Genomic DNA, 23,975 nt, shown 5'->3' with positions numbered 1-23,975 from the left:
ACACTACTACTCAAGATCATCCAACCTTGAGACATTATCACTACACATCAGGAGTATTCCTTTTGATGTAATAAATGAGCTATGCACTTTCAATTCAAAGCACATAACTCATCCTTATACTCGATGAAATCGAGCAATTTTTTGCAAACCATTTTAGAAAAATTAACAAAAATATTAACTTTTCTAAATTGACTTTAACCCAAACTATATCCATACAATTGGTAAGCATTAGAGCGATATAACATCAGGAATATGCTTATTTTTTGCTTCAGGTCGTGGCAGAAATCGTAACATGTTCTCATGTACGAATTGATTTTTTTGACACATACCATCTATAAAGCAGCGAAATACACATTCTTAATTATATTCTAATATACCGCCCTTTTTATAATAGTTGCACCTTTATCGACCAAAGTTAAAGATTTTCTACAATTCTTGCACAAACATTATGCAGAGCGCCTAAAAATAGATCATTCATTTTTATTATTAATCCAAGTAATTTTTCTTAAGCTCAAAATTTATAAATTTTCAACACTCAATAATATTTTTAAGGACTCGATAATAAGCCTTACAAGCCCCCAACACAGAAAAGGATTTAAACAAAATAAAAAAGGGAACTTTTAAAAGCTCCCTTTTCACATGTCAGAAAACTGTATTAACCAGCTTGGTCTAACAACATATTACGAATGTGACCAATTGCCTTCGTCGGGTTTAAACCTTTAGGACAAACTGATACACAGTTCATGATCCCTTTACAACGGAACAAAGAGAATGGGTCGTCTAAACGAGCCAAACGCTCTTGTGTTGCCGTATCACGAGAGTCAATGATAAAGCGATATGCATTTAACAATGCAGATGGTCCGAGGAACTTATCAGGGTTCCACCAGAATGATGGGCATGATGTTGAACAACATGCACAAAGAATACATTCATATAGACCATCTAAGTGTTCACGTTCTGCTTGAGACTGTAAACGCTCTTTTGCTGGTGCAGGCTGATTGTTAATCAAGAACGGTTGGATCTTGTCATATTGATCATAGAACTGGTTCATGTCTACAACCAAGTCTTTTACCACTGGTAAACCAGGTAAAGGACGGATCACAATCTTCTCTGGTAAATCGTTCAAGTTCCACAAGCACGCTAAACCATTTTTACCATTGATGTTCACACCATCCGAACCACAAATACCTTCACGGCAAGAGCGACGGAATGTTAATGACTCATCTTGCACTTTCAACGCAAGTAACGCATCAAGCAACATACGATGCTTATCGGTTAACTCAAGTTTGAAAGTTTGCATGTACGGCGCTTTATCCTTATCAGGATCATAGCGGTAGATTTCGAATGTACGAGTGCCTCTACTCATCTTTGTTCTCCCGATTAGAATGTACGTGGCTTAGGTTCAATTGCTTCAACCGTTAATGGGCTGAAACGTACCGGCTTATATTCAAGACGGTTGTCTGATGAATACCATAAAGTATGCTTCATCCACTCATCATCACGGCGACCGTAAGAATAAGTTGGGTGATCAGGTGCTAACTCATAGTCAACAACTGTATGCGCACCACGACATTCTTTACGTGCAGCAGCAGAAATTAGAGTCGCCTTTGCAACTTCATACAAGTTTTCAACTTCCAATGCTTCAACACGTGCTGTGTTAAATACTTTAGATTTGTCTTTCAAATGAATGTTACGAACACGTGGCTCAATCGCAAGAATTTCTTTTACGCCTTTATCAAGCAATGCTTGAGTACGGAATACACCTGCGTGATCTTGTACGATGTCACGGATTGCATCAGCAACTTCTTGCGCGTTTTCACCCGTCGTTGAATCATCTAACTTACGAATACGCTTTAATGTATTTTCCAACACATCAGTCGGAAGCGGTTGATAATCATCACCATGATGTTTAGTCACGTAGTCAATGATGTGTTCACCCGCTGCTTTACCAAATACCACAAGGTCAAGCAATGAGTTTGTACCTAAACGGTTTGCACCGTGTACTGATACACAAGAACATTCACCGATCGCATAGAAACCTTTTACTGGTTTCACATAGTCACGTGTACCTTTATAAGAATACTCTTTCGTATCTTTATCATAGTGCGCAGAGAATTCACCCTCTTCAACACCGTGTGGTACAACAACTTGACCATGAATATTCGTAGGAATACCACCCATTTGATAATGGATTGTTGGTACAACTGGAATTGGCTCTTTCGTACAGTCAACGTTTGCGAACTTCTTACCAATCTCAAATACAGATGGTAAACGTTTCATAATCGTCTCAGCACCCAAGTGAGTCATATCTAACAAGATATAATCCGCCTTAGGACCACAACCACGACCTTCTTTAATTTCTTGGTCCATAGAACGTGATACGAAGTCACGTGGCGCCAAGTCTTTTAAAGTTGGAGCATAACGTTCCATGAATGGTTCGCCGTCTTTGTTACGAAGGATTCCACCTTCACCACGACAACCTTCAGTTAACAATACGCCTGCACCCGCAACACCCGTTGGGTGGAATTGCCAGAATTCCATATCTTGTAATGGAATACCTGCACGAGCAGCCATACCAAGACCGTCACCAGTGTTGATATAAGCATTGGTTGATGCACGATAAACACGACCAGCACCACCCGTAGCAAACAAAGTCGCTTTCGCTTGGAATACTGCAATGTTACCTGTTTCTTGGTCGATTGCGGTTACACCAAGAACATCACCCGCTTCGTTACGGATTAAGTCTAATGCAATCCATTCAACGTAAAACTGAGTACCCATTTTTACGTTACTTTGATACAAAGTATGAAGTAATGCATGACCTGTACGGTCTGCAGCAGCACACGCACGTGGAACTGCTTTTTCACCATAGTTTGCAGAGTGACCACCAAATGGACGCTGATAGATCGTACCATCTTCGTTACGGTCAAACGGCATACCTAAGTGTTCAAGCTCATAAACAACTTTTGGCGCTTCACGTGTCATAAACTCGATTGCGTCCTGATCACCTAACCAATCTGAACCTTTAACCGTGTCATAGAAGTGATAATGCCAGTTATCTTCTTGCATGTTACCTAACGATGCACCAATACCGCCTTGAGCAGCAACAGTATGCGAACGTGTCGGGAATACTTTGGTCAATACTGCAACTTTTAAACCAGCTTGAGCAAGTTGGTAAGAAGCACGCATACCAGAACCACCACCACCAACAATAACTGCATCGAAAGTGAGGTTTTGAATATTTGAATAATCTTCTTTAGGGTTAATTGCGCCCATGATCTCTTCCTATCAATTTGCCCAGAAAATCTGGATACCCCAGATTGCGTACACGAACACTGAAATAATGACAGCTGTAGTGAGTACAAGGCGTAAACCTGAAGCCGAAGGACCCATTTGACGAGTCGTTACATAATCAGTAAAGACTTGCCACATACCAATCCAAGCATGAGCAATAAGTGACAATACTGCCAATAAAGAGAAAATCTTCATTGGTAGAGTCAACATAAAGCCAGCCCACTGTTCGTAACCGAATCCGCTATTACACAAGATCCAACCGAACATCACCACAGTGTAAGCAGCCAAAACTACAGCACTGACACGCTGGATATACCAATCGCGAGAACCTGAACCTGTTAAACCTGTAGCACTTTTCATCAGAACATAATCCATACAAATGCCGCGAGAATACCGATCGCAGACAAGATCAATGAAATAGTAGCTGCAATACGACCGCTTTGAAGTTCCTCAGCAAAACCAAGATCAGCAAGTAAATGCTTTACCCCAGCAATGAAGTGAAAAATTAAGCCAGCTACAAATACCCATACGATGAAACGTACACAGATATTTCCGAAAACGACATTTTTAACGTAGTCAAATCCTTCTGGTGAAGATAAAGATTTATCCAAAATCCATAAAAGAACAGCGACTAATAAGAAAACGATTACACCTGATAAACGGTGTAGAATTGATGCAATAGCCACGGGTGAGCGTAAATTTACCGCTAACACCTGACCCATGGACAAATTGACAGGTCTGTTGCTTTTCACAGCGGGCATCCTGTAGGTAGAAACTCCATCCGGAGTTTGTTTGAATTAATTCAAAGGAAAGCTGGCATAGTCAGGCAAGCATAATGCACGCCTAACCTATATAACGACAACGAATTATAAAACGTGAAATATCAAAATACAAACAATCAGTTTTCGCTTTAGTCGAAAATGCAATGAAATAAGAATCATTCACATTTAATACATATGTAAGCTGCGCTAGAAACCGCAATAAAACCCAATATATTACTGTTATATAAAAATAAAATATGAGTTATTATTTTTTAGTTTACTAAATTTTTTGTCAAAATTATTTCTAATATATTTCAATAACACTCCGCTTAATGTCTAAAAATTAATCAAAAACCACAATCTTAAATATAGGCAAAAATAATACCCCTCATTTATATATTAAATATCAGGGATCAATAATCTGTTTCCTCATACTAGATACTCCTAAAAAATAAGCTATTTTTTATACAATTAATCGCACCATAATGAATCAATTATGACTCGATATATAAAACTTTTAATCTATTTTTTAATGGATAGTTAATTCTAAACCCTGAGATATATAGGCTTTTGAATTGTGGTAAGTATTTATTTTTTAAGCGCCAAAATATAACTCGGATAAAAATTTACTTACAATTGTACTGGTGCTTCATTTTTTTTATGCACCTCAAACCTGATTTGACATATTATACTCGACCGATGCTGTGATTTTACTCAATTTTTTCTTTGATACTGAATGACTAATTGACTGCAATAACGTTATTTTTTATCCCTAAGTATAATTGACAAAATTTTAGTAGCCACTAATCTTATAGCAAATTTTGACACCGTCTGATTCGCACATGACAAGATTAGGATTTCGAGTCAGATAATCATTCACCAGGACAGGAGATCTATTGAATGTCTGCAGCAACTGGCAAAAAAGCCGTATTACAGCTTGATGGCAAAGAAATTGAATTACCAATTTACAGCGGCACATTGGGCCCAGATGTAATTGACGTTAAAGATGTATTGGCATCTGGTCATTTTACTTTCGATCCTGGTTTTATGGCGACAGCTGCTTGCGAATCTAAGATCACATTCATTGATGGTGACAAAGGTGTGTTATTACACCGTGGCTATCCGATTGATCAATTAGCGACTCAAGCAGACTATTTAGAAACTTGCTACTTATTATTAAATGGCGAGCTTCCAAATGCTGAACAGAAAGCAGAATTTGATGCTAAAGTTCGCAACCACACTATGGTTCATGACCAAGTAAGCCGTTTCTTCAATGGTTTCCGTCGTGATGCTCACCCTATGGCAATCATGGTTGGTGTAGTAGGTGCATTATCTGCGTTTTATCACAACGGTTTAGACATCGAAGATGTTAACCATCGTGAAATTACTGCAATTCGCTTAATCGCGAAAATCCCTACGCTTGCAGCGTGGAGCTATAAGTACACTGTAGGTCAACCATTCATTTACCCACGTAATGACTTAGGTTATGCAGAAAACTTCTTGCACATGATGTTTGCAACTCCTGCTGATCGTGACTACAAAGTAAATCCTGTTCTTGCACGTGCAATGGATCGTATCTTTACGCTTCATGCTGACCACGAGCAAAATGCATCTACGTCTACAGTTCGTCTTGCTGGTTCTACTGGTGCGAACCCATATGCATGTATCTCTGCTGGTATCTCTGCACTTTGGGGACCTGCTCACGGTGGTGCAAACGAAGCTGTACTTAAAATGTTAGATGAAATTGGTAGCGTAGAAAACGTTGCTGAGTTCATGGAAAAAGTGAAGAGCAAAGAAGTTAAACTCATGGGCTTCGGTCACCGTGTTTACAAAAACTTCGATCCACGTGCGAAAGTCATGAAACAAACTTGTGACGAAGTACTTGAAGCTTTAGGTATCCAAGATCCACAACTTGCTCTTGCAATGGAACTTGAAAGAATTGCGCTTTCTGATGAATACTTCATCAAGCGTAACTTGTATCCAAACGTAGACTTCTATTCAGGTATCATCTTAAAAGCGATTGGTATCCCAACAGAAATGTTTACTGTAATCTTCGCGCTTGCACGTACAGTTGGTTGGATCAGCCACTGGTTAGAAATGCACAGCGGTCCTTACAAGATCGGTCGTCCACGTCAGCTTTACACAGGCTCGACTCAACGCGACATCAAACGTTAATTTTATTTTTAAAATTAATGTTAAAAAAGCTGCCAAATGGCAGCTTTTTTATTAGAAACAGTATTCATCAAAATAAATTAACGCCCCCAATCTATATCTTTTGCATATGGTTCGACCATTTTAATACGTTTCACATTTTCTTTTTCAATCTGAGTCAAACGCGCATCTACATTTAGATAACATGGCATATACCAATCATATTGTGAGAAAGTGATCGCCCATTTTTTATTTTGAAAAGCATATCCATGACGTGCATAAATTTCATTGCGCATATATTGCAATTGACCTAAAGGTACTTGTAAATCAGCATCTTTTAAAAAACGCACAGAAGCATCAGGAAATTCCCCTTGCTCTTTTGCATATTTACATTGCTGTGCATTTAGACTAAAAAATTTAGGTTTTACCGTTTGAGTTGCAGACGACCATTGCGCTTCAATCGGTGAAGTATTCCCCTTATAATTCAATACGAATCGACCGACATCCACACCCTGCCCAACTTCATTTAAGGTTAATGTATAATTTGAATCAGTTTGCTTTATTTTCCCTTTAAAATTTAGTTGCTTACCATTCAACACACTATAACCAGTAACATCATTACCTTTTTGCTGCATAAACAAAGAAATTTTTTGTTCATCGTTATATAACCCTGTCCATGAAGGTGCTATTTGAGCGGGTTGTGCTAAAGTCAGCGTAGTGCTTGATAAAATAGCAATCGCAATTAATAATTGTTTAGGCTTATTCATTTTAATGTTCTCATCTAAAAAGACTATTTAAATTATTTTGCTTACACAGCATATCAGTGATCAATATTTATGTGGAAAATACTCAACCAATTCTTTCAATTGATCATCATATTAGTTTTCGGCTATCTATCTTGGTTAATGCTTAAAATCTGCCTGAATTATTTCCCTTGGTCGGATAGCACCAATTTTTTAGTTCTTAAGCAAGATGTCGTGCACACTCAGCCTTGGCGCTTTGCATTTCAAACTCATGTTATCACTAGCGGCTTGGTATTATTGGCGGGTTTTACCCAATTCTCACATTCAATTCGTAACAACACACCACGTTTACATCGCTATGCGGGCTGGCTTTATATTATTGCAACACTTGGAGCCGCCTTGCCTAGCGGCTTCATTCTTGCAATTTCAGCAAATGGAGGTTTAAGTACTCAAATCTGCTTTGTCATTCTTGGATTATTATGGGGAACAAGTACCCTATTTGCACTTTATTATGCTTTTCAAAAAAAATGGATTGCACATCGTAACTGGATGATTCGAAGTTTTGCTTTAGCCTTATCTGCATTAAGCTTAAGAACATGGAAACTTGCACTTTACCAAATTCAACCCTATTGGGATTGGCTTACACCAATCCACATTTATCAGCTTGAAGCATGGTTAGGCTGGACAATAAATGTATTAATTGCTGAAATAGTTATTTATTGGCTAACTTTTCGTAAAAAATCTTTTTAGATCTCATCTTCTTCTAGGGCACGTAACAAGGTTGCACTGATACCATCCGCACGTAACCATGCCAATTCATAACTCGCCTTAGCCAAAGCCAACACACGACGCTCAAACTCATCCCAAATTGGTTTAACCTGTGAATCTGTAATACCAAGCCCACTATCATATGCCAAATGCTTATTCTTCTCGCAAATTTTCAAAGCATGATACAACTTTCGCCCTGTAGTGGCTGTCTCTAAGACACGAATATGTTTACTGTGAATAAAACCTTCAATATGTTGAAGATTCGCATGAGGTAGCAAAGGCACTAATATTTGATTCAATTGTGCATCCAATCGCCTCCAAACCATAAGTCTTTGCTCAGGCGTATAGGTATTCCACTGAATCACTTCATGATTAAAACGTCGACAACCACGACAAACCAGATCACCAAATACCGTTGAGCAACGTCCTGCACAGGGGGTCAATGATGGAATTCGACGATCGTTACTCAAAACCAACTCCTTTAAAACCATATTTGTTTTATGGCTTTCTCGCTTATTTTCAGATTTCGCGCTAAAATGTGCGCCTTATTTTTCTATCTTAATACATTTGGAGTTATCCATGAACGCTACTGTAGAACAGCTTGCACCTGTAGAACAGCAAGCGACCAATAATTGGGTTGTTGCGGCACTATATCAATTTAAAGAAGTTTCAGATGCAGCAGACCTGCAACAACGTCTTTTGAACTTAGTGAAGAGCATCAATTTATGTGGAACTCTGATTGTAGCGTCTGAAGGAATTAATGGAACTGTTGCTGGCGACCGCGCTGCGATTGATACCGTTCATCAATTCCTTTTAAACGAAGGGTTTAATGCAATGGAATATAAAGAGTCTGAAAGCTCTGAAAAACCATTCCGTAAAATGAAAATTAAACTTAAAAATGAAATTGTCACTTTAGGTGTCGAAGTTAAGCCACGTGATTTAGTTGGCCACTATCTTGATCCTAAAGAATGGAATGATCTGATTAGTCGTGATGACGTGATCTTGATCGACACTCGTAATGACTATGAATACAAAGCTGGTACATTTAAAGGCGCGATTGATCCGAAAACTGAAAGTTTCCGTGAATTTCCTGAATATGTAAAACAAAACCTCGAACAACATAAAGACAAAAAAATTGCAATGTTCTGTACAGGCGGTATTCGTTGCGAGAAATCAACCTCTCTCCTTCTCCAAGAAGGTTTCAATGAGGTTTATCATCTGAAAGGCGGCATTCTTAAATACCTAGAAGAAACACCTGCTGAAGAAAGCATGTGGGAAGGTGAATGTTTCGTTTTTGATGGCCGTACTGCTGTTACTCATGGTGTTGAAGAAGGTGAAAACATCAAGTGTCATGCTTGCGGTTGGCCACTTACTAAGGTTGAAGCTGAACTGCCAAGCTATGAACATGGTGTGTCTTGTGTTTACTGTATTGATAAAACCACGGACAAGCAAAAAGCAGGCTTCCGTATGCGCCAATCACAGATTGCAGCGGCAAAACGCAAGCGTCTATAAATATGTATAAACATTTAATAAAAAGCCTTAGCTCAAACTAAGGCTTTTTTATTTTAATCATCAAGATTATTAACCAATACATCATTGAGAGTTATTTAGACAACCATTATTCTAAACCTTAAATCACAAATCACATTTAGGCGCTATGGGACTGGAAGACTGGGTATTATCCATCATGGAGAAACTAGGATACTTAGGTATCGCATTTTTAATGTTTCTTGATAATATTTTCCCACCGATTCCATCCGAAATCATTATGCCATCCGCAGGTTATACTGCGGCAAAAGGTGAACTGACTTTAATCGGAGTGATTATTGCTGGTAGTATCGGCTCACTTCTAGCCGCGGCATTACTGTATTGGATTGGTAGAAAGATTCCGCAACACCACCTTTTTACTCTTGTCGAACGCTACGGAAAATACCTCCGTATTAGTGTTGCTGATCTTGAAAAATCATTAGTTTGGTTTGAAAAATATGGGCATAGGATCGTTTTTTTTGGTCGTATGGTACCTGCAGTTCGCTCTTTAATTAGTATCCCAGCAGGTATAAGCAAAATGCCTTTTAGTAAGTTTATGGCTTATAGTGCTGCAGGTACAATCCTTTGGACCACGCTACTTGCCTATGTTGGTTATCATTTTAGTGAAAATCCAGCATTGATGAGTGCTATTACACAACGTATTGGCACTATTATTTTAGCTATTGCAATAGCATACGTACTTTGGTTCTTAATCAAGAAATTCTATTTATCAAAAAAATAGTAGATGACATTTTCAACTCTATTTAAATGAATACTGAGGTTCAAATAATGCAACATGATTTTTGGCATGACAAATGGCAAAACAATAATATTGGTTTTCATCAAGAACAACCTCACGCCCTACTAACCCAATATTTTAGATCATTAGATTTAAAGCCTCATGCACGTATTTTTGTTCCACTTTGTGGTAAAAGTTTAGATATAAACTGGCTAATAAATCAGGGTTATCATATAGTTGGTATTGATCTTAGCCCTATTGCAATCCAAGATCTTATTTCAAATTTAGGATTGAGCTTTAAAGAGGCACAATCAGGTGAATTGACTCACTATCAACATCCCCAAATTGAATTATTCATTGGTGATTTTTTCCAGTTAACAGCACAACAACTTGGAGATATAGATGCTGTTTATGATCGAGCTGCTCTAATCGCTCTTCCACCACAAATGCGAAGCCAATACACACAACATTTGTTAGACATTACAAAACAAGCACCTCAGCTATTAATTAGCCTTGAATATGATCAGAATTTACTTAAAGGACCACCATTCTCCGTACCTAAAGATGAATTAACAAAGCATTACGCAGAACATTACAATTTTGAATTATTAGCAACTACAACAGAAAATCTTAGAAATAAAGCAACAGCCAATGAAAGTATTTGGCACCTAAGCCGTAAATGATCTAGACAGAACATTAGCTCTGGAGAATGATGATATTCTCCCAGAGTGTTTATCCGTTCAAGAAAGCCAAACTTATCCAATAAGCATATTAAGTTGTTCAATCATTATATTTAGAATCTTAACAAAGATAGTCAAAATTTAAATTTCACACAAAAGACCATATTAAAACCCATCAAAAGACTTCACCAACATTAATCTATAATTTAAAATAGATTACATAATCTACAATTCATTTTATAAAAATTTTAAAAAACTAAATTATTGCTTTAGCAAAATTATATTTTAAATATCACTAAAAATTTTAAATACTACCAAGCCACAATATTTTTGAATAAGGCCACTCTAGAACAGCCTTATTCCACACATGAAATTATCAAGACTTAGTTATATGACATTTGAGTACCTAGACTTTCAAAGTATATAGTCCCTGTTCCATTCCCACCACCATCACTATTACCTGCCCCCTCAAAGTTAAATGAGAAAATATAGGTACCATCTTTAGAAAAAGTATATTTAACCTCAGTATCACATACAGATTTTACATAATTATAGTTATCATCATAAATATATAGATCAGTTGAATAACCACTAACTTTGTTCAAAGTCAAATCACTTTCAGCCTCACGACAACGTCTTAATTGTCTATCGGTTAATGGTGTATCTAAAAATACCGACAAGTGAATTGTCTCCCCCGCTTTTGCACTATACTTAAAGTAATTATAAAAAGAATTATGATTCATCTTGTTTGATGCTCTAACTAAAATTGGATTACTAGGACTTCCTTGCTCACCAACGGGTGCTATAATTGCTGCGTTACCTTTAACTGCTGCAAAATTTAAAATCCCGTTTCCTCTATAAGCTGGAACCACCTGAAATATTTTCTTATTCGAAGAATCAAATGTATACTTTACATCTTCATAACAATTTAATTGCTCTAACTTATTTTTATTATCATACATGCGTGTAATTGGATACTCTGTATCAAGATACCCATTCGCTATAGATTCTCTACATCTCCTTCTATTCTGCATAGTGAATGGTAAGTCAAAATTCACCTTTAAAAATATCGTTTCTTTATCAGTACCAGAATATGTAAAATAATTATAAAAATTATTAGGCCCAATTAAATACTTTTTGGTACTAATAAGTATTTCAGGATTAACAAGCGTTCCTCCCTTAAGTATTTCATTATCACCTGTAGAAGGTGTATTATTATTTGAAGAGGATGAGTTCGAATCATTTGAACCTCCACCACCGCATCCCGCAAGAATTAAAGAAAAAGCCCAAAAAAAATATTTAATTCTATTATTCCCCATACTCAACACTCTTTATAAAAATTAAAAATAACCACCAATAGAATATAATATCAACACAAGCAAAAAGATAGGATCAAATCATACAATAAAAAAATATAATAGATTAAGTCAACTCAAGGTCTTAAATACTTCAAAATAAAATCAAAACAATTTATTAAATTTTTTAAAATAAATACTTAATTAAATTAAATATTAATTTTTATTTAATTTACAAATAAAAAAGCCAGCTCATATATGAACTAGCTTTTAAATAAAAGTAATATAATTTTACTCTAAATTATGATAATAAAATTATATGACTATAAAATCATGTTGGTGTGTGATACATAAGATAAATTTCGTTCAAATTATCAGGAATTTCTTCTGCTAATTCATCCATCAATTGACCATTACGACGGAAAGACTCCATTTGAGGATCTTCTTCATCAATGCCACTAAACACCATAATTGGTAAAGTTAAATCAACCAATTGTTCTTCAAACTCTGGAGCAAACCATGCCTCTTCATTTAAGAACATTGCATCAACAAAACCAACGCTCCAATCACCTAAACTTGAATCAACATCTGCTTCTTCAATTTCAAAAGGGAATTCAATTCCGTTTTCATTGGCTAAATCTTGACGAATAGATTCTAACCAAGCTTTGATTTGTTCAATGATTTCACTAGGAACTTTCTTTTGATTACTCTCAAAAAGCTCATCCAGCCAACGATCAAATTTTGGACCAACCGCGATAGCACACAAAAAGCCATGAGTCGCTGCAAAATCTAAACCGTGCTCATTTTGATCACCGTCAAGAAAATTACTCAATAAGTCTAAATCTAATGTGCTCATTTTATGATCCAAATTTTAAATACATCGGCAACAGCATAACATTTTCAAACATAAAGTCTTAGCAATTTTGCTTCGCTTTAGTCATCCAAATCATCGTCGTCGAAATCATAATCGAAATCTTTTAATTCTCGTTCTAAACGGCGTTGAGCGAGTAGATCATCAATCAAACGGCGCTTTTCTAATGATTCTTTGGCACTGATTTTGCCTGATGACTCATCAAAACCAACATCATCCTCACCGTAGTTATCATCATCTAATTCGAAATCTGTAGAAGACACTAACAGTACCTCTAAATGAAAAAATATAAATGGGTCTAGCCGCTATTTATCGGTCTTATCAAACCTTGTCAAGTTTTATTTGATTTTTTCACTATAAAATGGTGTTTTGTACTTTTTTTCATCGTTTTTTTTGTGTATTTATATTCTAACAATTGTACTAATGAAAAAATTCTTGAATAGGAATTCTCTGCTTGAAAAATTATGACACACCCCCATATTTAAGAAACTACAGTTCAATCCAACCTATTTTTTATTTAAAGCTAGCGGATCAAATCCAAAACATTCCTCGTGAATTGTGCTATCATGCACGGTTTTTCACCGCCACAGATTCAACAAAAGAGTAAGCAAAGATGAGCGATATGAATTCCCCTACTTCGCAAGTAGCGGCTCTGATTAGCCGAGGCAAAGAACAAGGTTACTTAACTTACGCTGAGGTTAACGATCATCTACCAGACTCAATTACGGAAAGTGAGCAGATTGAAGACATCATCCAGATGCTTCAAGACGTTGGTATTCCAGTGCATGAACGTGCACCAGAAACTGATGACACCATGTTTGGTGAATCTACTGAAGCTGCGGACGAAGTCGCTGAAGAAGAAGCTGCTGCCGTATTAGCATCGGTTGAAAGTGAGCCTGGTCGTACCACTGACCCTGTACGTATGTACATGCGTGAAATGGGGACAGTTGAACTTTTAACACGTGAAGGCGAAATTAGCATTGCAAAACGTATCGAAGAAGGTATTCGTGACGTTTTACATTCAATTGCTTATTGGCCAAATGCTGTTGAAGTCGTTTTACAAGAATATAATGACTTTTTAACAGGTGAGCGTCGTCTTGCCGATATTCTTTCTGGCTACTTAGACCCAGAAACTGATGATGACATTCCAGAAGTACTGGAAGAAGAAGCAGAACTTGAAGAAGCTGAAAGCGCTTCACCTGCGACAAAAGATGTAAAACTTGATGATGATGACGAAGACGAAGAATCTGAAGGTGATGATGATTCTGAAGGTGAATCTGGACCTGATCCTGAAATTGCCAAAGTTCGTTTTTCTGAACTAGAAGCTGCTTGGAATGATACAAAAGCAATTGTAGCAAAACATGGTCGTAATAGTGACGAAGCAAAAGCTGCACTAGAAGCTTTAGCTGCAGTCTTTATGATGTTCAAATTCACACCACGTTTATTTGATATCATTTCAGAAATGATTCGCGGCACACATGAACAAATTCGTACCAATGAACGTGAAATCATGCGTTATGCAGTGCGTCGTGGTCGTATGGATCGTAATCAATTCCGTACAACATTCCCTGAACAAGAGTCAAATCCAGCTTGGTTAGATGAACAAATCGCGAAAGCCCCTGCTGAAACCAAAGCACATTTAGAAAAAGTGCGTCCTGACGTATTGGCATTCCAACAGAAGATTGCTGATATTGAGAAAGACCTTGGTTTGAACGTAAAAGATATCAAAGATATCTCTAAGCGTATGGCAGTTGGTGAAGCGAAAGCACGTCGTGCCAAGAAAGAAATGGTTGAAGCAAACTTACGTTTGGTTATTTCGATTGCGAAGAAATACACCAACCGTGGCTTACAGTTCCTTGATTTGATTCAAGAAGGTAACATCGGTTTGATGAAGGCTGTAGACAAGTTTGAATATCGTCGTGGTTATAAATTCTCGACTTATGCAACTTGGTGGATTCGTCAGGCGATTACTCGTTCGATTGCCGATCAAGCGCGTACTATTCGTATTCCAGTCCACATGATTGAAACGATTAACAAGATCAATCGTGTATCACGTCAACTTCTTCAAGAAATGGGGCGTGAACCGACACCTGAAGAATTAGGTGAACGTCTTGAAATGGATGAGGTTAAGGTTCGTAAAGTACTTAAAATCGCAAAAGAACCGATTTCGATGGAAACACCGATCGGTGATGATGAAGATTCGCATCTAGGTGACTTCATTGAGGACTCAAACATCACATCTCCAGTCGATGCTGCGACCTCAGAAGGTTTAAAAGAAGCGACACGTGAAGTGCTTGAAAACTTAACAGAACGTGAAGCTAAAGTGTTAAAAATGCGTTTTGGTATCGATATGCCAACCGACCATACTTTAGAAGAAGTGGGTAAACAGTTTGACGTAACACGTGAACGTATCCGTCAGATTGAAGCGAAAGCGTTACGTAAACTTCGCCACCCTTCTCGCTCTGAACATTTACGTTCATTCTTGGAAAATGACTAATTGATGGGAAGTTTTGAGTGAGTGCATAAGCTCTTAATCGAGACTTGAAATTAAACATTCCATCCCCATCTAGTTATTAGATCATAAGCGCCTGCACTGATGCAGGCGTTTCAAATTAAAGAGGTTGCTCATGTTAGACCGCACTCCTTCTCGTGAATTGCAAGAACATCTTTGGGTTTTCCCGATGGACTATCCAATCAAATTGATTGGTAATGCAGGGGATGAACTTCGAGTGGCTGTTGTTGATATTTTGCAGAAGCACTTCCCTGAATTCGATGGTGGTACAGTAAAAGTACAACCTTCACGTACAGGTAAATACCATTCTTTGACTGCACAATTACGCTTCGAAGAATTAGAACAAGTTCATGCACTATATGCTGATCTTGCAGCCTGTCCTTTAATTAAGACAGCGCTTTAAATAAGAAATCCAAAATACGAAAGTGTTTTGGATTTTTTGTGAGAATAATAATGCAAAACATTGATGATGAATTCTATGAACGAGCTGATCAGCATATTCAATTGTCTAATCAGCAGATAACGGAAGTAATCGGAGGAGGAAAAGTCAGCGCTTCCATACTTTACGCAACATCACGCTTTAATGCTTGGGTGAGCGCAACAGGATGGAATACTGGTGAAGAATTAGCGAATGCTAAAGAAGAAACAATAGAATATTTCCTAACCGAATATAGAAAAATGCTTGAAGAAAATCTTGATGATTATATTGAAAATTTTCAAGAATATATGTTTATTCCTCCAGAATCAGAGATAATCAACGAATAAGAAATATTAAATGCCATATGAAATTTTTTAAACGTATACCTTTTATCTGCTTAGCCCTCATTTGGAGTTTTACTTGCTTTTATACAGGTTCTTTCAGTACATACGTTCATCAAAATTTATGTTACAGCGAAACGCTATCTATCTTAGGTGAAAATTCTGTAAGAATAGCAAATTCAGGTGAGCCAATAATATTTATAAAATGGGCTAAGTTTATTAATGACCTCCCCATTGCTGGATATGAATCAAACTGTGCAGAAATACTTGAGCATGTAAAGCAAGGTGTTAAAAATGAATTCTAAGCCCTCCTTAATCGTTCGTTGTTTCAATGATCTACAAGACTACACAGCTCGTTTTGAAGCAATGAAAGACTTCACAACCAATCGCGATGAAACCACACCCGATGAAGTTTGGTTATTACAACATCAAGATGTTTTGACTCAAGGGCAAGCAGGTAAAGCTGAACATATCCTGATGCACAGCAACCTCCCTGTTGTCCATACTGATCGCGGGGGACAGGTCACTTGGCATGGTAAGGGTCAACTCGTTGCTTATTTCCTATTAGATTTAAACCGTTTGAAATGGCATGTCCGAACTTTAGTCAGCTTTGCTGAACAAGCCATGATTGAGTTGCTGAAACAATACAATATTGAGGCTTATGCTAAGCCTGATGCACCAGGTGTCTATGTTGATGGTCGTAAAATCGGGTCTTTAGGTTTTAAAATTCGCCGTGGTCGTAGTTACCACGGTTTTGCCTTAAATATTGATTGTGATTTAACAGGCTTTCAAACCATTAATCCTTGTGGATACGCAGGTTTAGAAATGGTACGCTTGCAAGACTTGCTTGAAGATTACCCAAGCTTTGAGCAACTTTGTCATGATTTTATTAGCTATTTACAAAATACGAATTTCTTTCATGACCTTGTAGTCAAATCTGAATAAACTACTTTTAAATTCCAAAGAAATAAATTAGAGTAATTACTCTAAATTTGCTTTTGCATAATTTTAACAAGGGATACGCGAGTGATTTCGACCAAAGCAGTGAAGCCCACTTTGCAATTTGCCTACGTAAAACTCATGATGGATGTCGTCGGTCGTGGTTTAGTAATGGCAAGCCAAGTGGATGACGAAGTACAACAGGAAGTCTCTAAATTTCCAGTTGGCTTTATACTTTCAATGAATGTTTTCCCAAATGGTCCTGCATTTATTGCACGAGTGACCGAAGAAAAACAATTGGAGCTTTTACCTAATTATAAAGGCAAACCAGATTTAACAATTACTTTTAAACATTTAACACATGCTTTCCTTGTATTTTCTTTCCAAGAAAGTACCGCTCAAGCATTTGCTAACGACCGTATGATCGCTGATGGTGATGTTTCAAGTGCCATTCGATTAGTTCGTTGTTTAAATAAAATGGAAGCGTTAATTCTACCTAAATTGATCGCATCACTTGCTGTGAAACGTTATCCAGCTGAATTAACATTCAAAGAAAAATTCACTGGCGCAAAAAATATCTACCTCAAAGTCGCACAATCATATTTCAAACGGAGCGCATAACATGGCTAAGCCTTATTACGAATTTTTCTGTCCTGTAAAAGTAATTGCTGGTAACGCTGCGTTAGAGCACATCCCTTTTGAACTTGCGACTCTTGGTGCAAAACGCCCAATGATCATTACCGATAAAGGCGTACGTGCAAATGGTCTACTCAGCCCAATTGAAGCTGCTTTTAGCACAACAGATGCTGTAATTGGTGCAATTTTTGATGACGTTCCACCCGATTCAAGCTTAGAAGTAGTACGTGCAGCAGCACAACTCTATCGCGAAAAAAAATGTGATGCGATTATTGCGATTGGTGGTGGTTCGGTTATTGATACATCGAAAGCAACTAATATTTTAGTCTCAGAAGGTGGTGATGATTTATTGCAATACTCAGGTGCGCATAATCTACCAAAACCATTAAAACCATTCTTCGTGATTCCGACAACGTCTGGTACAGGTTCTGAAGCAACTATGGTTGCTGTCGTTTCTGATACGCAAAAAAATGTCAAACTTGCATTTGCTTCTTACTACCTCATGCCACATGCAGCGATTCTTGATCCGCGCATGACACAAACATTGCCATCACACCTAACCGCAATGACAGGTATGGATGCACTAACTCACTGTGTTGAAGCTTATACCTGCTTAGCAGCGAATCCTTTAAGCGATGCTTATGCAAGTGCTGGTATAAAGAAAATTAGTGAAAACTTATTCAAAGTTTTAGACAACCCAAGTGATGCACAAGGTCGTTTAGAGCTTGCTCAAGCATCAACTATGGCGGGAATCGCATTCTCTAATTCAATGGTAGGTTTAGTACACTCACTTGGTCACGCATTAGGCGCAGTCGCTCACCTGCCCCATGGTCTTTGCATGAACTTGTTCTTGCCATATGTGCTTGAATACAACAAAGAAGTCAATGGTGCTAAGATTGGTGAATTATTGCTTCCACTTGCAGGTGCAGATATTTACGCACAGACCCCTGCCAATCTGCGAGCAGAAAAAGCCATTGCAACTATTTTAACTATGCGTGATCGGTTATTCACACTTACTAAACTTCCACGCACTTTACGTGAAACGGGTAAAGTGACAGAAGCGCAGTTAGACGAAGTTGCTGAAAAAGCGCTAAATGATGGTTCAATCATTTACAACCCAAAAGAAGCAAATTTAGAAGATCTTCGTGCAATTTTGCAAAAAGCATGGTAATTCATTAAGTTAAATAAATAATTTAACTTTCAAAGCCCCGATATCAACCTGTTATCGGGGTTTTGCTATTTTAAGTGAATCTTTATTCATCTATTTCTTTGGCGAATTGGCAAAAAAATTGCTAAAAGAAGCATAAAAGTACTGACAATTTATAATAATTTACGATAAATTGGCGCACTTCTTTTTTTTGTAGCGGGGGCCGTTTTTGTCTCAAATGACCCTTAAAACCATAGCTGATCTTTGATCAACGATTATGAGGATAACGCCGTTGACAAATATTTCTGGGACTCCATCGGTAGCTAAACTGCAAAAAACGCTAGGTCTCTGGCACATTATCATTATTGGTTTAGCTTATATTCAACCGATGACCTTGTTTGACACTTTCGGTCTGGTATCAGAAGAAAGTCATCACCATGTTCCTACCTCTTACATTGTGGCATTGATTGCGATTTTGTTTACATCGCTAAGCTATGGGCACATGATTCGCCGTTATCCATCTTCTGGATCGGCTTATACTTACGCTCAAAAATCAATCCATCCAAATGTTGGCTTTATGGTGGGGTGGTCTTCTTGGCTCGATTATTTACTATCACCGATGGTCAATATCATCTTGGCGGGAATCTATCTCGATGCCTTATTTCCAAATGTAAATCATTGGGTTTGGGTGATTGTATTAACAGCCTTTATGACTGGTGTTAATTTACGTGGTGCTCGTTTTGTTGCAAACTTTAATAGCTTGATTGTTTTAGTTCAACTGATCGTCATCGGTGTATTCACCTATTTAGTTTATAACAAACTACAAATGGGATATAACGCAGAAGGTCCGATTACTGCAGAAACACGCTATCAACTTTGGAGCTTACAACCGTTCTGGAATGAGCTAACCTCTATTGGTGCGTTAATTACAGGTGCGACTTTACTGTGCTTTTCATTTACAGGTTTTGACTCACTAAGCTCTCTAGCAGAAGAAACCAAAGATACTGAAAAGACCTTACCAAAAGCGATTTTCTTGACTGCATTATTCGCAGGTGTAATTTTTATTATCAGCACCTACTTTATGCAAATTTACTTTCCAAATGATCCAAAAAGTTACTTCCAAGATGTCGCAGCAACGCAGCCAGATATTTTATTGTTGGTTGGTGGTTCGCTGTTCCAGTCTTACGTTTTAGCGTTTGCAATTGTGACTGTCATGGCATCTGGTATTTCGGCTCATGCAGGTGTATCCCGTTTAATGTATGTAATGGGTCGTGATGGTGTCATCAACAAGAAAATCTTCGGCCATATTAGTCATAAAACATATACCCCATCTTATAATATTATCATTGTAGGATTGGTCGCATTAAGCGCTGGTTTTATGAGTTTGGATGTTGTGATTTCAATGATCAGCTTTGGTGCTTTGATTGCATTTACTTTTGTGAATCTCTCAGTGATTTCTCGCTATGCATTACGTGATGGCCGCACAAAGAATTTCAAAGATATTTTAAACTTTGTCATCATTCCTCTTTGTGGCTTCCTGAGTGTCTTCGCTATGTGGCTGGAAATTGAAGATACAGCATTAAAATACGGTTTATGGTGGGCAATGTTTGGTGTTTTATATTTAGGCTATAAAACCAAAGGCTTTAAATATAATGCCCCTCAACACAATGAACACGAATAAAATCATCTAAATCTAAAAAGGCGCTGAATGCGCCTTTTTATTAACTCAAAAACTTAGCTATGCAGTTTTTCAACAATTGATTTAACACGTTCCGCATACAGCTTCGCTGTTTCTAAGTCCCCTGTTGGAATCTCATCTACACTCGCATCAGAAGGTGATTGAACCAGTAAACCAACAGAACCGCCTAAATTATTCACATCTTCGCGTTTTGCAGCTTTGGTATTGGCTGGAAGTAAACCTAAACTCACCCAAATACCACCATGCTGAGAAGCTAAGGTTTGTAATTGAATCAACGTCACTTGTTTATCACCATTTAAACTCGCACTGTTTGTAAAGCCTGCAAAAACTTTATCTTGCCAACCACGTGTGAACCATACCTTTGAGGAAGCATCAGCAAATTTCTTAAATTGCCAAGGTGCTGTTCCCATGTATGTTGGAGCACCAAATACAATCGCTTGGGCATCATTTAACGTTTGCCAATCTTGTTCTGTAATTTCACCATTTTGATCAATTTCAATTAATGTAGCATCAATCGGTTGTGCAAAAGTTTGTGCAATTACTTTGGTGTGACCATAACCAGAGAAATATACAACTGCAATTTTTGTCATGAGATTATCCAAAATTTTTAAAAAGTTCGATTTAATGATATATTTTAGAAACTAGGTGTCAATTAGTTACCAGTCGGTAACTAGGTGTGCTAAATGAATAAATCGAGGGTTAAAAATATGAATCAGGCATTAAAATATAATATTTATCAACAACATTGCCCTGCTCGATTATTTTTTGAAAAAATTGCAGATAAATGGGTTTTGTTGATCATCAATATACTTGCAAGAGAAACTCAGCATTTTAATTTACTCAAAAAAAGTATTCAGGGTATTTCCCCAAAAGTGCTTTCACAAAAATTAAAAATGTTAGAACGAGATGGATTTATTGCAAGACAAGTACAAGATACTGCACCCATTCGTGTTGATTACTCATTAACCCACCTCGGCTTAGAAGTCGCAAAAATGGCATATCAATTGAAAGACTGGGCAGAGAGTAATATTGAACAAGTCATTTATGCACAGCAACGTTTTGATGCAATACAAGAACAGTAATTCTAATCATTCAGTGAGGTGTGTGTATGTATCCACAGCCTTTAATTGCGGTAGCTGATGTCGAAAAAACCAGTCAGTGGTATCAAACAATACTTGGTTTAGAAAGCGGACATGGTGGCAGAGAATATGAGCAATTGTTGTTTGAGCAGCATATGGTGTTACAACTGCACCAATGGCAAGCTCATGACCACTCACATATCGGTGACCCCAAACGGCTGATTGGAAATGGGGTTTTATTGTGGTTTGAAAGCAATCGATTTGATGAGATTGTTCAAAAATTACAAACTCATCAAATCGAAATTTTAGAAGGACCGAAATACAATCCTAACGCACACCATCGAGAGATTTGGTTTAAAGATCTGAACGGTTATACCTTGGTTGTTGCAAGCCCGTATGGTGATCTCTAACCTCAGAAACTAAAGTTGTTTAAAATCCTGCTGCCGCCACGCTTCATAGACAATAACTGCAGTTGCGTTAGAGAGGTTTAAGCTTCTTGAATTTTCAGCCATAGGCAGACGAATCCATTGCTCTTGTGGGAACATTAAACGCACTTGTTCAGGTAAACCACGAGTTTCAGGTCCCATCAACAAAGCCACTGGACGATTAAGATCGACAGTATGCGGTGTCGCTGTACCTTTAGTAGTCAGTGGAAAAACATGCTCAACACCTTTGGTTTTTAAATCGGCAAGACAGAGTTCGATATTGTCCCAAATTTGCATTCTTGCCCATTCGTGGTAATCCAAACCTGCTCGCTTCAATTTCTTATCATCTAGTTCAAAACCTAAAGGTCTCACTAAATGCAATTGAGCACCTGTATTGGCACACAAACGAATAATATTACCTGTGTTTGCAGGTATTTCTGGTTCGTATAGGACAACATGAATCACAAATTTTCTCTACTATTCAAATTCTCCAGATCTATTTATTAAATAGATCTGGAATGACGACAACGCCATAAAGGAAATTTTATTGCCATTTTAACTGTTCACGCAGACTGACTACTTCACCAATAATGGTTAAAGTCGGTGCTACGATATGATGCTCAGATACTTTGGTCGCTATATCAGCTAAAGTTCCAACAACCACATTTTGATCTGGCGTAGTACCTTTGGAAATAAGTGCAACTGGCATATTTGGACGCTGGCCGTGAGCAATCAATTGCTCACAAATGCGTTCTAAACCAACTAAGCCCATGTATAACACCAAAGTTTGGTTTTCATACACTAGCTCACTCCAAGGAAGTTCTGGTGATCCTTCTTTAAGGTGTCCTGTTAAAAAACGTACACTTTGCGCGTAATCACGATGCGTGAGTGGAATACCTGCATAAGCAGAACACCCTGACGCGGCTGTAATACCCGGCACAACTTGGAACGTAACATCAGCTTCAACTAATTCTTGAATCTCTTCGCCACCACGCCCAAAAATAAATGGATCACCACCTTTTAAGCGGCAAACACGCTTACCCTTTTTCGCATATTCAACCAACAAAGCATTAATACCATCTTGTGGGACTGAATGATTAGAACGTGCTTTACCAACATAAATCTTTTCAGCATCACGGCGGCACAACTCTAAGATCGGTGCAGAAACCAAACGATCATAAATTACCACATCAGCTTGTTGCATCAAGCGTAATGCTTTTAAAGTCAGCAACTCTGGATCACCGGGACCCGCACCCACTAAATAGACTTCACCTTTCGGTGCAGTCCATTCTGTTAAGGCTTGTTCAATTAAATTATTTGCCACCTCAAGATTGTCATTAAAGACTTGCTCTTTTAGTGGACTTGCGTATAAGTTTTCCCAAAAAATACGACGCTCATCTGGATTCGCAATTTTTTCTTTCACCTGTTTACGCCATTGACCAGAAAACTCAGCTAATTTACCCATACCATGTGGAATAGAACTTTCTAACTGTGTACGAATTTGACGTGATAAAACAGGCGAAGCTCCATTTGAAGCCACAGAAATAACGAGTGGTGACCGATCAATAATTGCAGGTACCATAAAACGACAATTTGGAATATCATCTACGCTATTGACGAGAAGATTACGTATCTCACATTGCTCAAAGACAGCTTTATTCACATTAGGCTGATCTGTCGCTGCAATCACTAGGCGATAAGGCGTTGCTAAAATATTTACAGAAAAAGGGGCTTGGATATATTGACCCAGTGACTTCTCAACTAATTGTTGCAAATCAGGCTCAATCTCTGGCGCAATCACATCAATAATTGCACCAGCTTTGACTAATAAGTTTGCTTTGCGGTAGGCAATATGCCCACCACCCACAATCAGACAACGTTGCTGCTGCAACTTTAAAGAGATTGGGAAAATTTCCACGATACGCCTCTATATTTTTTAGATCTGATTGA

The 23,975-nt window shown here is 37.8% G+C and carries 26 protein-coding genes; 14 read left to right on the top strand and 12 right to left on the bottom strand.

Annotated elements, in window-relative coordinates; all coding sequences use genetic code 11:
• Positions 1-655 precede the first annotated feature (655 nt).
• The 4 genes from AC0JIQ_RS03820 to sdhC are packed head-to-tail and all read right to left on the bottom strand — an operon-like array spanning position 656 to position 4,055.
• Positions 656-1,366, bottom strand: a complete 711-nt coding sequence (locus AC0JIQ_RS03820; RefSeq protein ID WP_004664446.1) for a succinate dehydrogenase iron-sulfur subunit — start codon at positions 1,364-1,366, stop codon at positions 656-658.
• Positions 1,367-1,380: 14 nt separating this feature from the next.
• Positions 1,381-3,276 (bottom strand): succinate dehydrogenase flavoprotein subunit, encoded by a 1,896-nt coding sequence (gene sdhA, locus AC0JIQ_RS03815; protein WP_004664448.1) that lies wholly within the window; start codon positions 3,274-3,276, stop codon positions 1,381-1,383.
• 12 nt (positions 3,277-3,288) lie between these two features.
• Positions 3,289-3,654, bottom strand: a complete 366-nt coding sequence (gene sdhD / locus AC0JIQ_RS03810; RefSeq protein ID WP_474202682.1) for a succinate dehydrogenase, hydrophobic membrane anchor protein — start codon at positions 3,652-3,654, stop codon at positions 3,289-3,291.
• Complete coding sequence (sdhC, locus tag AC0JIQ_RS03805) at positions 3,654-4,055, bottom strand: succinate dehydrogenase, cytochrome b556 subunit (RefSeq protein ID WP_018676974.1); 402 nt, start codon at positions 4,053-4,055, stop codon at positions 3,654-3,656. The genes sdhD and sdhC overlap by 1 nt, the downstream gene beginning before the upstream one ends.
• A 900-nt stretch (positions 4,056-4,955) precedes the next feature.
• Here sdhC and gltA point away from each other — a divergent pair.
• Complete coding sequence (gltA, locus tag AC0JIQ_RS03800; RefSeq protein WP_004664452.1) at positions 4,956-6,230, top strand: citrate synthase; 1,275 nt, start codon at positions 4,956-4,958, stop codon at positions 6,228-6,230.
• 77 nt (positions 6,231-6,307) lie between these two features.
• Here the strand turns inward: gltA and AC0JIQ_RS03795 are convergent, their stop codons facing one another.
• The gene (locus AC0JIQ_RS03795) at positions 6,308-6,973 is read right to left on the bottom strand and encodes a YARHG domain-containing protein (RefSeq protein WP_474202681.1); all 666 of its coding nucleotides are present in this window, start codon (positions 6,971-6,973) and stop codon (positions 6,308-6,310) included.
• 69 nt (positions 6,974-7,042) lie between these two features.
• Between AC0JIQ_RS03795 and AC0JIQ_RS03790 the strand changes: the two genes are divergently transcribed.
• Positions 7,043-7,699 (top strand): DUF2306 domain-containing protein, encoded by a 657-nt coding sequence (locus AC0JIQ_RS03790; RefSeq protein WP_474202680.1) that lies wholly within the window; start codon positions 7,043-7,045, stop codon positions 7,697-7,699.
• Here AC0JIQ_RS03790 and AC0JIQ_RS03785 read toward each other — a convergent pair.
• Positions 7,696-8,187, bottom strand: a complete 492-nt coding sequence (locus AC0JIQ_RS03785) for a DUF1289 domain-containing protein (protein ID WP_346510651.1) — start codon at positions 8,185-8,187, stop codon at positions 7,696-7,698. The two genes, AC0JIQ_RS03790 and AC0JIQ_RS03785, sit on opposite strands and share 4 nt — an antisense overlap.
• 109 nt (positions 8,188-8,296) lie before the next feature.
• Between AC0JIQ_RS03785 and trhO the strand changes: the two genes are divergently transcribed.
• From trhO to tmpT, 3 genes are all read left to right on the top strand, one after another.
• Entirely contained in the window at positions 8,297-9,229 is a 933-nt protein-coding gene (gene trhO, locus AC0JIQ_RS03780) for an oxygen-dependent tRNA uridine(34) hydroxylase TrhO (RefSeq protein WP_005214121.1), read from the top strand.
• 145 nt (positions 9,230-9,374) lie between these two features.
• Positions 9,375-9,986 carry a DedA family protein gene (locus AC0JIQ_RS03775; RefSeq protein WP_474202679.1) on the top strand — a complete coding sequence of 204 codons (612 nt, stop codon included), beginning with the start codon at positions 9,375-9,377 and terminating at the stop codon, positions 9,984-9,986.
• 47 nt (positions 9,987-10,033) lie between these two features.
• The gene (gene tmpT, locus AC0JIQ_RS03770) at positions 10,034-10,666 is read left to right on the top strand and encodes a thiopurine S-methyltransferase (RefSeq protein ID WP_474202678.1); all 633 of its coding nucleotides are present in this window, start codon (positions 10,034-10,036) and stop codon (positions 10,664-10,666) included.
• A 380-nt stretch (positions 10,667-11,046) separates the two neighbouring features.
• On the opposite strand, the gene AC0JIQ_RS03765 is transcribed toward tmpT, so the two are convergent.
• The 3 genes from AC0JIQ_RS03765 to AC0JIQ_RS03755 all read right to left on the bottom strand — a co-directional run bounded on the left by AC0JIQ_RS03765 (position 11,047) and on the right by AC0JIQ_RS03755 (position 13,092).
• A complete protein-coding gene (locus AC0JIQ_RS03765) occupies positions 11,047-11,982 on the bottom strand; it encodes a hypothetical protein (RefSeq protein ID WP_474202677.1) in 936 nt (311 codons plus the stop codon).
• 307 nt (positions 11,983-12,289) lie between these two features.
• Positions 12,290-12,814, bottom strand: coding sequence for a YecA/YgfB family protein (locus tag AC0JIQ_RS03760; RefSeq protein ID WP_004664468.1), 525 nt, complete (start codon positions 12,812-12,814; stop codon positions 12,290-12,292).
• A 77-nt stretch (positions 12,815-12,891) separates the two neighbouring features.
• Complete coding sequence (locus AC0JIQ_RS03755; RefSeq protein WP_004664469.1) at positions 12,892-13,092, bottom strand: PA3496 family putative envelope integrity protein; 201 nt, start codon at positions 13,090-13,092, stop codon at positions 12,892-12,894.
• A gap of 350 nt (positions 13,093-13,442) precedes the next feature.
• Between AC0JIQ_RS03755 and rpoD the strand changes: the two genes are divergently transcribed.
• The 7 genes from rpoD (at position 13,443) to AC0JIQ_RS03720 (ending at position 20,503) form a co-directional block, all read left to right on the top strand.
• On the top strand, positions 13,443-15,326 hold the full coding sequence (gene rpoD / locus AC0JIQ_RS03750; protein WP_004664471.1) for an RNA polymerase sigma factor RpoD: 1,884 nt from the start codon (positions 13,443-13,445) through the stop codon (positions 15,324-15,326).
• 130 nt (positions 15,327-15,456) lie between these two features.
• Positions 15,457-15,744 (top strand): YbeD family protein, encoded by a 288-nt coding sequence (locus AC0JIQ_RS03745; RefSeq protein ID WP_004664473.1) that lies wholly within the window; start codon positions 15,457-15,459, stop codon positions 15,742-15,744.
• A gap of 50 nt (positions 15,745-15,794) precedes the next feature.
• On the top strand, positions 15,795-16,106 hold the full coding sequence (locus AC0JIQ_RS03740; protein ID WP_474202676.1) for a DUF3144 domain-containing protein: 312 nt from the start codon (positions 15,795-15,797) through the stop codon (positions 16,104-16,106).
• Positions 16,107-16,394: 288 nt separating this feature from the next.
• Positions 16,395-17,045, top strand: coding sequence for a lipoyl(octanoyl) transferase LipB (gene lipB / locus AC0JIQ_RS03735; protein ID WP_474202675.1), 651 nt, complete (start codon positions 16,395-16,397; stop codon positions 17,043-17,045).
• Positions 17,046-17,126: 81 nt separating this feature from the next.
• Positions 17,127-17,660 carry a hypothetical protein gene (locus tag AC0JIQ_RS03730; RefSeq protein WP_004664480.1) on the top strand — a complete coding sequence of 178 codons (534 nt, stop codon included), beginning with the start codon at positions 17,127-17,129 and terminating at the stop codon, positions 17,658-17,660.
• Position 17,661: 1 nt separating this feature from the next.
• On the top strand, positions 17,662-18,846 hold the full coding sequence (locus AC0JIQ_RS03725) for an iron-containing alcohol dehydrogenase (RefSeq protein ID WP_474202674.1): 1,185 nt from the start codon (positions 17,662-17,664) through the stop codon (positions 18,844-18,846).
• Between the two features lie 253 nt (positions 18,847-19,099).
• Positions 19,100-20,503 carry an APC family permease gene (locus tag AC0JIQ_RS03720; protein WP_171062470.1) on the top strand — a complete coding sequence of 468 codons (1,404 nt, stop codon included), beginning with the start codon at positions 19,100-19,102 and terminating at the stop codon, positions 20,501-20,503.
• 53 nt (positions 20,504-20,556) lie between these two features.
• Here the strand turns inward: AC0JIQ_RS03720 and AC0JIQ_RS03715 are convergent, their stop codons facing one another.
• Positions 20,557-21,111 (bottom strand): flavodoxin family protein, encoded by a 555-nt coding sequence (locus AC0JIQ_RS03715; RefSeq protein WP_004664484.1) that lies wholly within the window; start codon positions 21,109-21,111, stop codon positions 20,557-20,559.
• 117 nt (positions 21,112-21,228) lie between these two features.
• Here AC0JIQ_RS03715 and AC0JIQ_RS03710 point away from each other — a divergent pair, with 117 nt between their 5' ends.
• Entirely contained in the window at positions 21,229-21,603 is a 375-nt protein-coding gene (locus tag AC0JIQ_RS03710) for a winged helix-turn-helix transcriptional regulator (protein ID WP_474203222.1), read from the top strand.
• A gap of 26 nt (positions 21,604-21,629) precedes the next feature.
• Positions 21,630-22,010, top strand: coding sequence for a VOC family protein (locus tag AC0JIQ_RS03705; protein WP_474202673.1), 381 nt, complete (start codon positions 21,630-21,632; stop codon positions 22,008-22,010).
• 9 nt (positions 22,011-22,019) lie between these two features.
• On the opposite strand, the gene AC0JIQ_RS03700 is transcribed toward AC0JIQ_RS03705, so the two are convergent.
• Both AC0JIQ_RS03700 and cysG read right to left on the bottom strand, forming a co-directional pair.
• Positions 22,020-22,490, bottom strand: coding sequence for a tRNA (cytidine(34)-2'-O)-methyltransferase (locus tag AC0JIQ_RS03700; protein ID WP_474202672.1), 471 nt, complete (start codon positions 22,488-22,490; stop codon positions 22,020-22,022).
• A 79-nt stretch (positions 22,491-22,569) separates the two neighbouring features.
• Positions 22,570-23,943, bottom strand: coding sequence for a siroheme synthase CysG (gene cysG, locus AC0JIQ_RS03695; protein WP_474202671.1), 1,374 nt, complete (start codon positions 23,941-23,943; stop codon positions 22,570-22,572).
• Positions 23,944-23,975: the final 32 nt, after the last annotated feature.

Source organism: Acinetobacter sp. FB (genome assembly GCF_056033405.1).
This window is presented reverse-complemented; position numbering and strand designations above follow the sequence as displayed.

Excerpts from the sequence above, each read along its gene's own strand:
- AC0JIQ_RS03820 (WP_004664446.1), bottom strand. The coding sequence starts at position 1,366 with ATGAGTAGAGGCACTCGTACATTCGAAATCTACCGCTATGATCCTGAT.
- sdhA (WP_004664448.1), bottom strand. The coding sequence starts at position 3,276 with ATGGGCGCAATTAACCCTAAAGAAGATTATTCAAATATTCAAAACCTC.
- sdhD (WP_474202682.1), bottom strand. The coding sequence starts at position 3,654 with ATGAAAAGTGCTACAGGTTTAACAGGTTCAGGTTCTCGCGATTGGTAT.
- sdhC (WP_018676974.1), bottom strand. The coding sequence starts at position 4,055 with ATGCCCGCTGTGAAAAGCAACAGACCTGTCAATTTGTCCATGGGTCAG.
- gltA (WP_004664452.1), top strand. The coding sequence starts at position 4,956 with ATGTCTGCAGCAACTGGCAAAAAAGCCGTATTACAGCTTGATGGCAAA.
- AC0JIQ_RS03795 (WP_474202681.1), bottom strand. The coding sequence starts at position 6,973 with ATGAATAAGCCTAAACAATTATTAATTGCGATTGCTATTTTATCAAGC.
- AC0JIQ_RS03790 (WP_474202680.1), top strand. The coding sequence starts at position 7,043 with ATGTGGAAAATACTCAACCAATTCTTTCAATTGATCATCATATTAGTT.
- trhO (WP_005214121.1), top strand. The coding sequence starts at position 8,297 with ATGAACGCTACTGTAGAACAGCTTGCACCTGTAGAACAGCAAGCGACC.
- AC0JIQ_RS03775 (WP_474202679.1), top strand. The coding sequence starts at position 9,375 with ATGGGACTGGAAGACTGGGTATTATCCATCATGGAGAAACTAGGATAC.
- tmpT (WP_474202678.1), top strand. The coding sequence starts at position 10,034 with ATGCAACATGATTTTTGGCATGACAAATGGCAAAACAATAATATTGGT.
- AC0JIQ_RS03765 (WP_474202677.1), bottom strand. The coding sequence starts at position 11,982 with ATGGGGAATAATAGAATTAAATATTTTTTTTGGGCTTTTTCTTTAATT.
- AC0JIQ_RS03760 (WP_004664468.1), bottom strand. The coding sequence starts at position 12,814 with ATGAGCACATTAGATTTAGACTTATTGAGTAATTTTCTTGACGGTGAT.
- rpoD (WP_004664471.1), top strand. The coding sequence starts at position 13,443 with ATGAGCGATATGAATTCCCCTACTTCGCAAGTAGCGGCTCTGATTAGC.
- AC0JIQ_RS03745 (WP_004664473.1), top strand. The coding sequence starts at position 15,457 with ATGTTAGACCGCACTCCTTCTCGTGAATTGCAAGAACATCTTTGGGTT.
- AC0JIQ_RS03740 (WP_474202676.1), top strand. The coding sequence starts at position 15,795 with ATGCAAAACATTGATGATGAATTCTATGAACGAGCTGATCAGCATATT.
- lipB (WP_474202675.1), top strand. The coding sequence starts at position 16,395 with ATGAATTCTAAGCCCTCCTTAATCGTTCGTTGTTTCAATGATCTACAA.
- AC0JIQ_RS03725 (WP_474202674.1), top strand. The coding sequence starts at position 17,662 with ATGGCTAAGCCTTATTACGAATTTTTCTGTCCTGTAAAAGTAATTGCT.
- AC0JIQ_RS03720 (WP_171062470.1), top strand. The coding sequence starts at position 19,100 with ATGAGGATAACGCCGTTGACAAATATTTCTGGGACTCCATCGGTAGCT.
- AC0JIQ_RS03715 (WP_004664484.1), bottom strand. The coding sequence starts at position 21,111 with ATGACAAAAATTGCAGTTGTATATTTCTCTGGTTATGGTCACACCAAA.
- AC0JIQ_RS03710 (WP_474203222.1), top strand. The coding sequence starts at position 21,229 with ATGAATCAGGCATTAAAATATAATATTTATCAACAACATTGCCCTGCT.
- AC0JIQ_RS03705 (WP_474202673.1), top strand. The coding sequence starts at position 21,630 with ATGTATCCACAGCCTTTAATTGCGGTAGCTGATGTCGAAAAAACCAGT.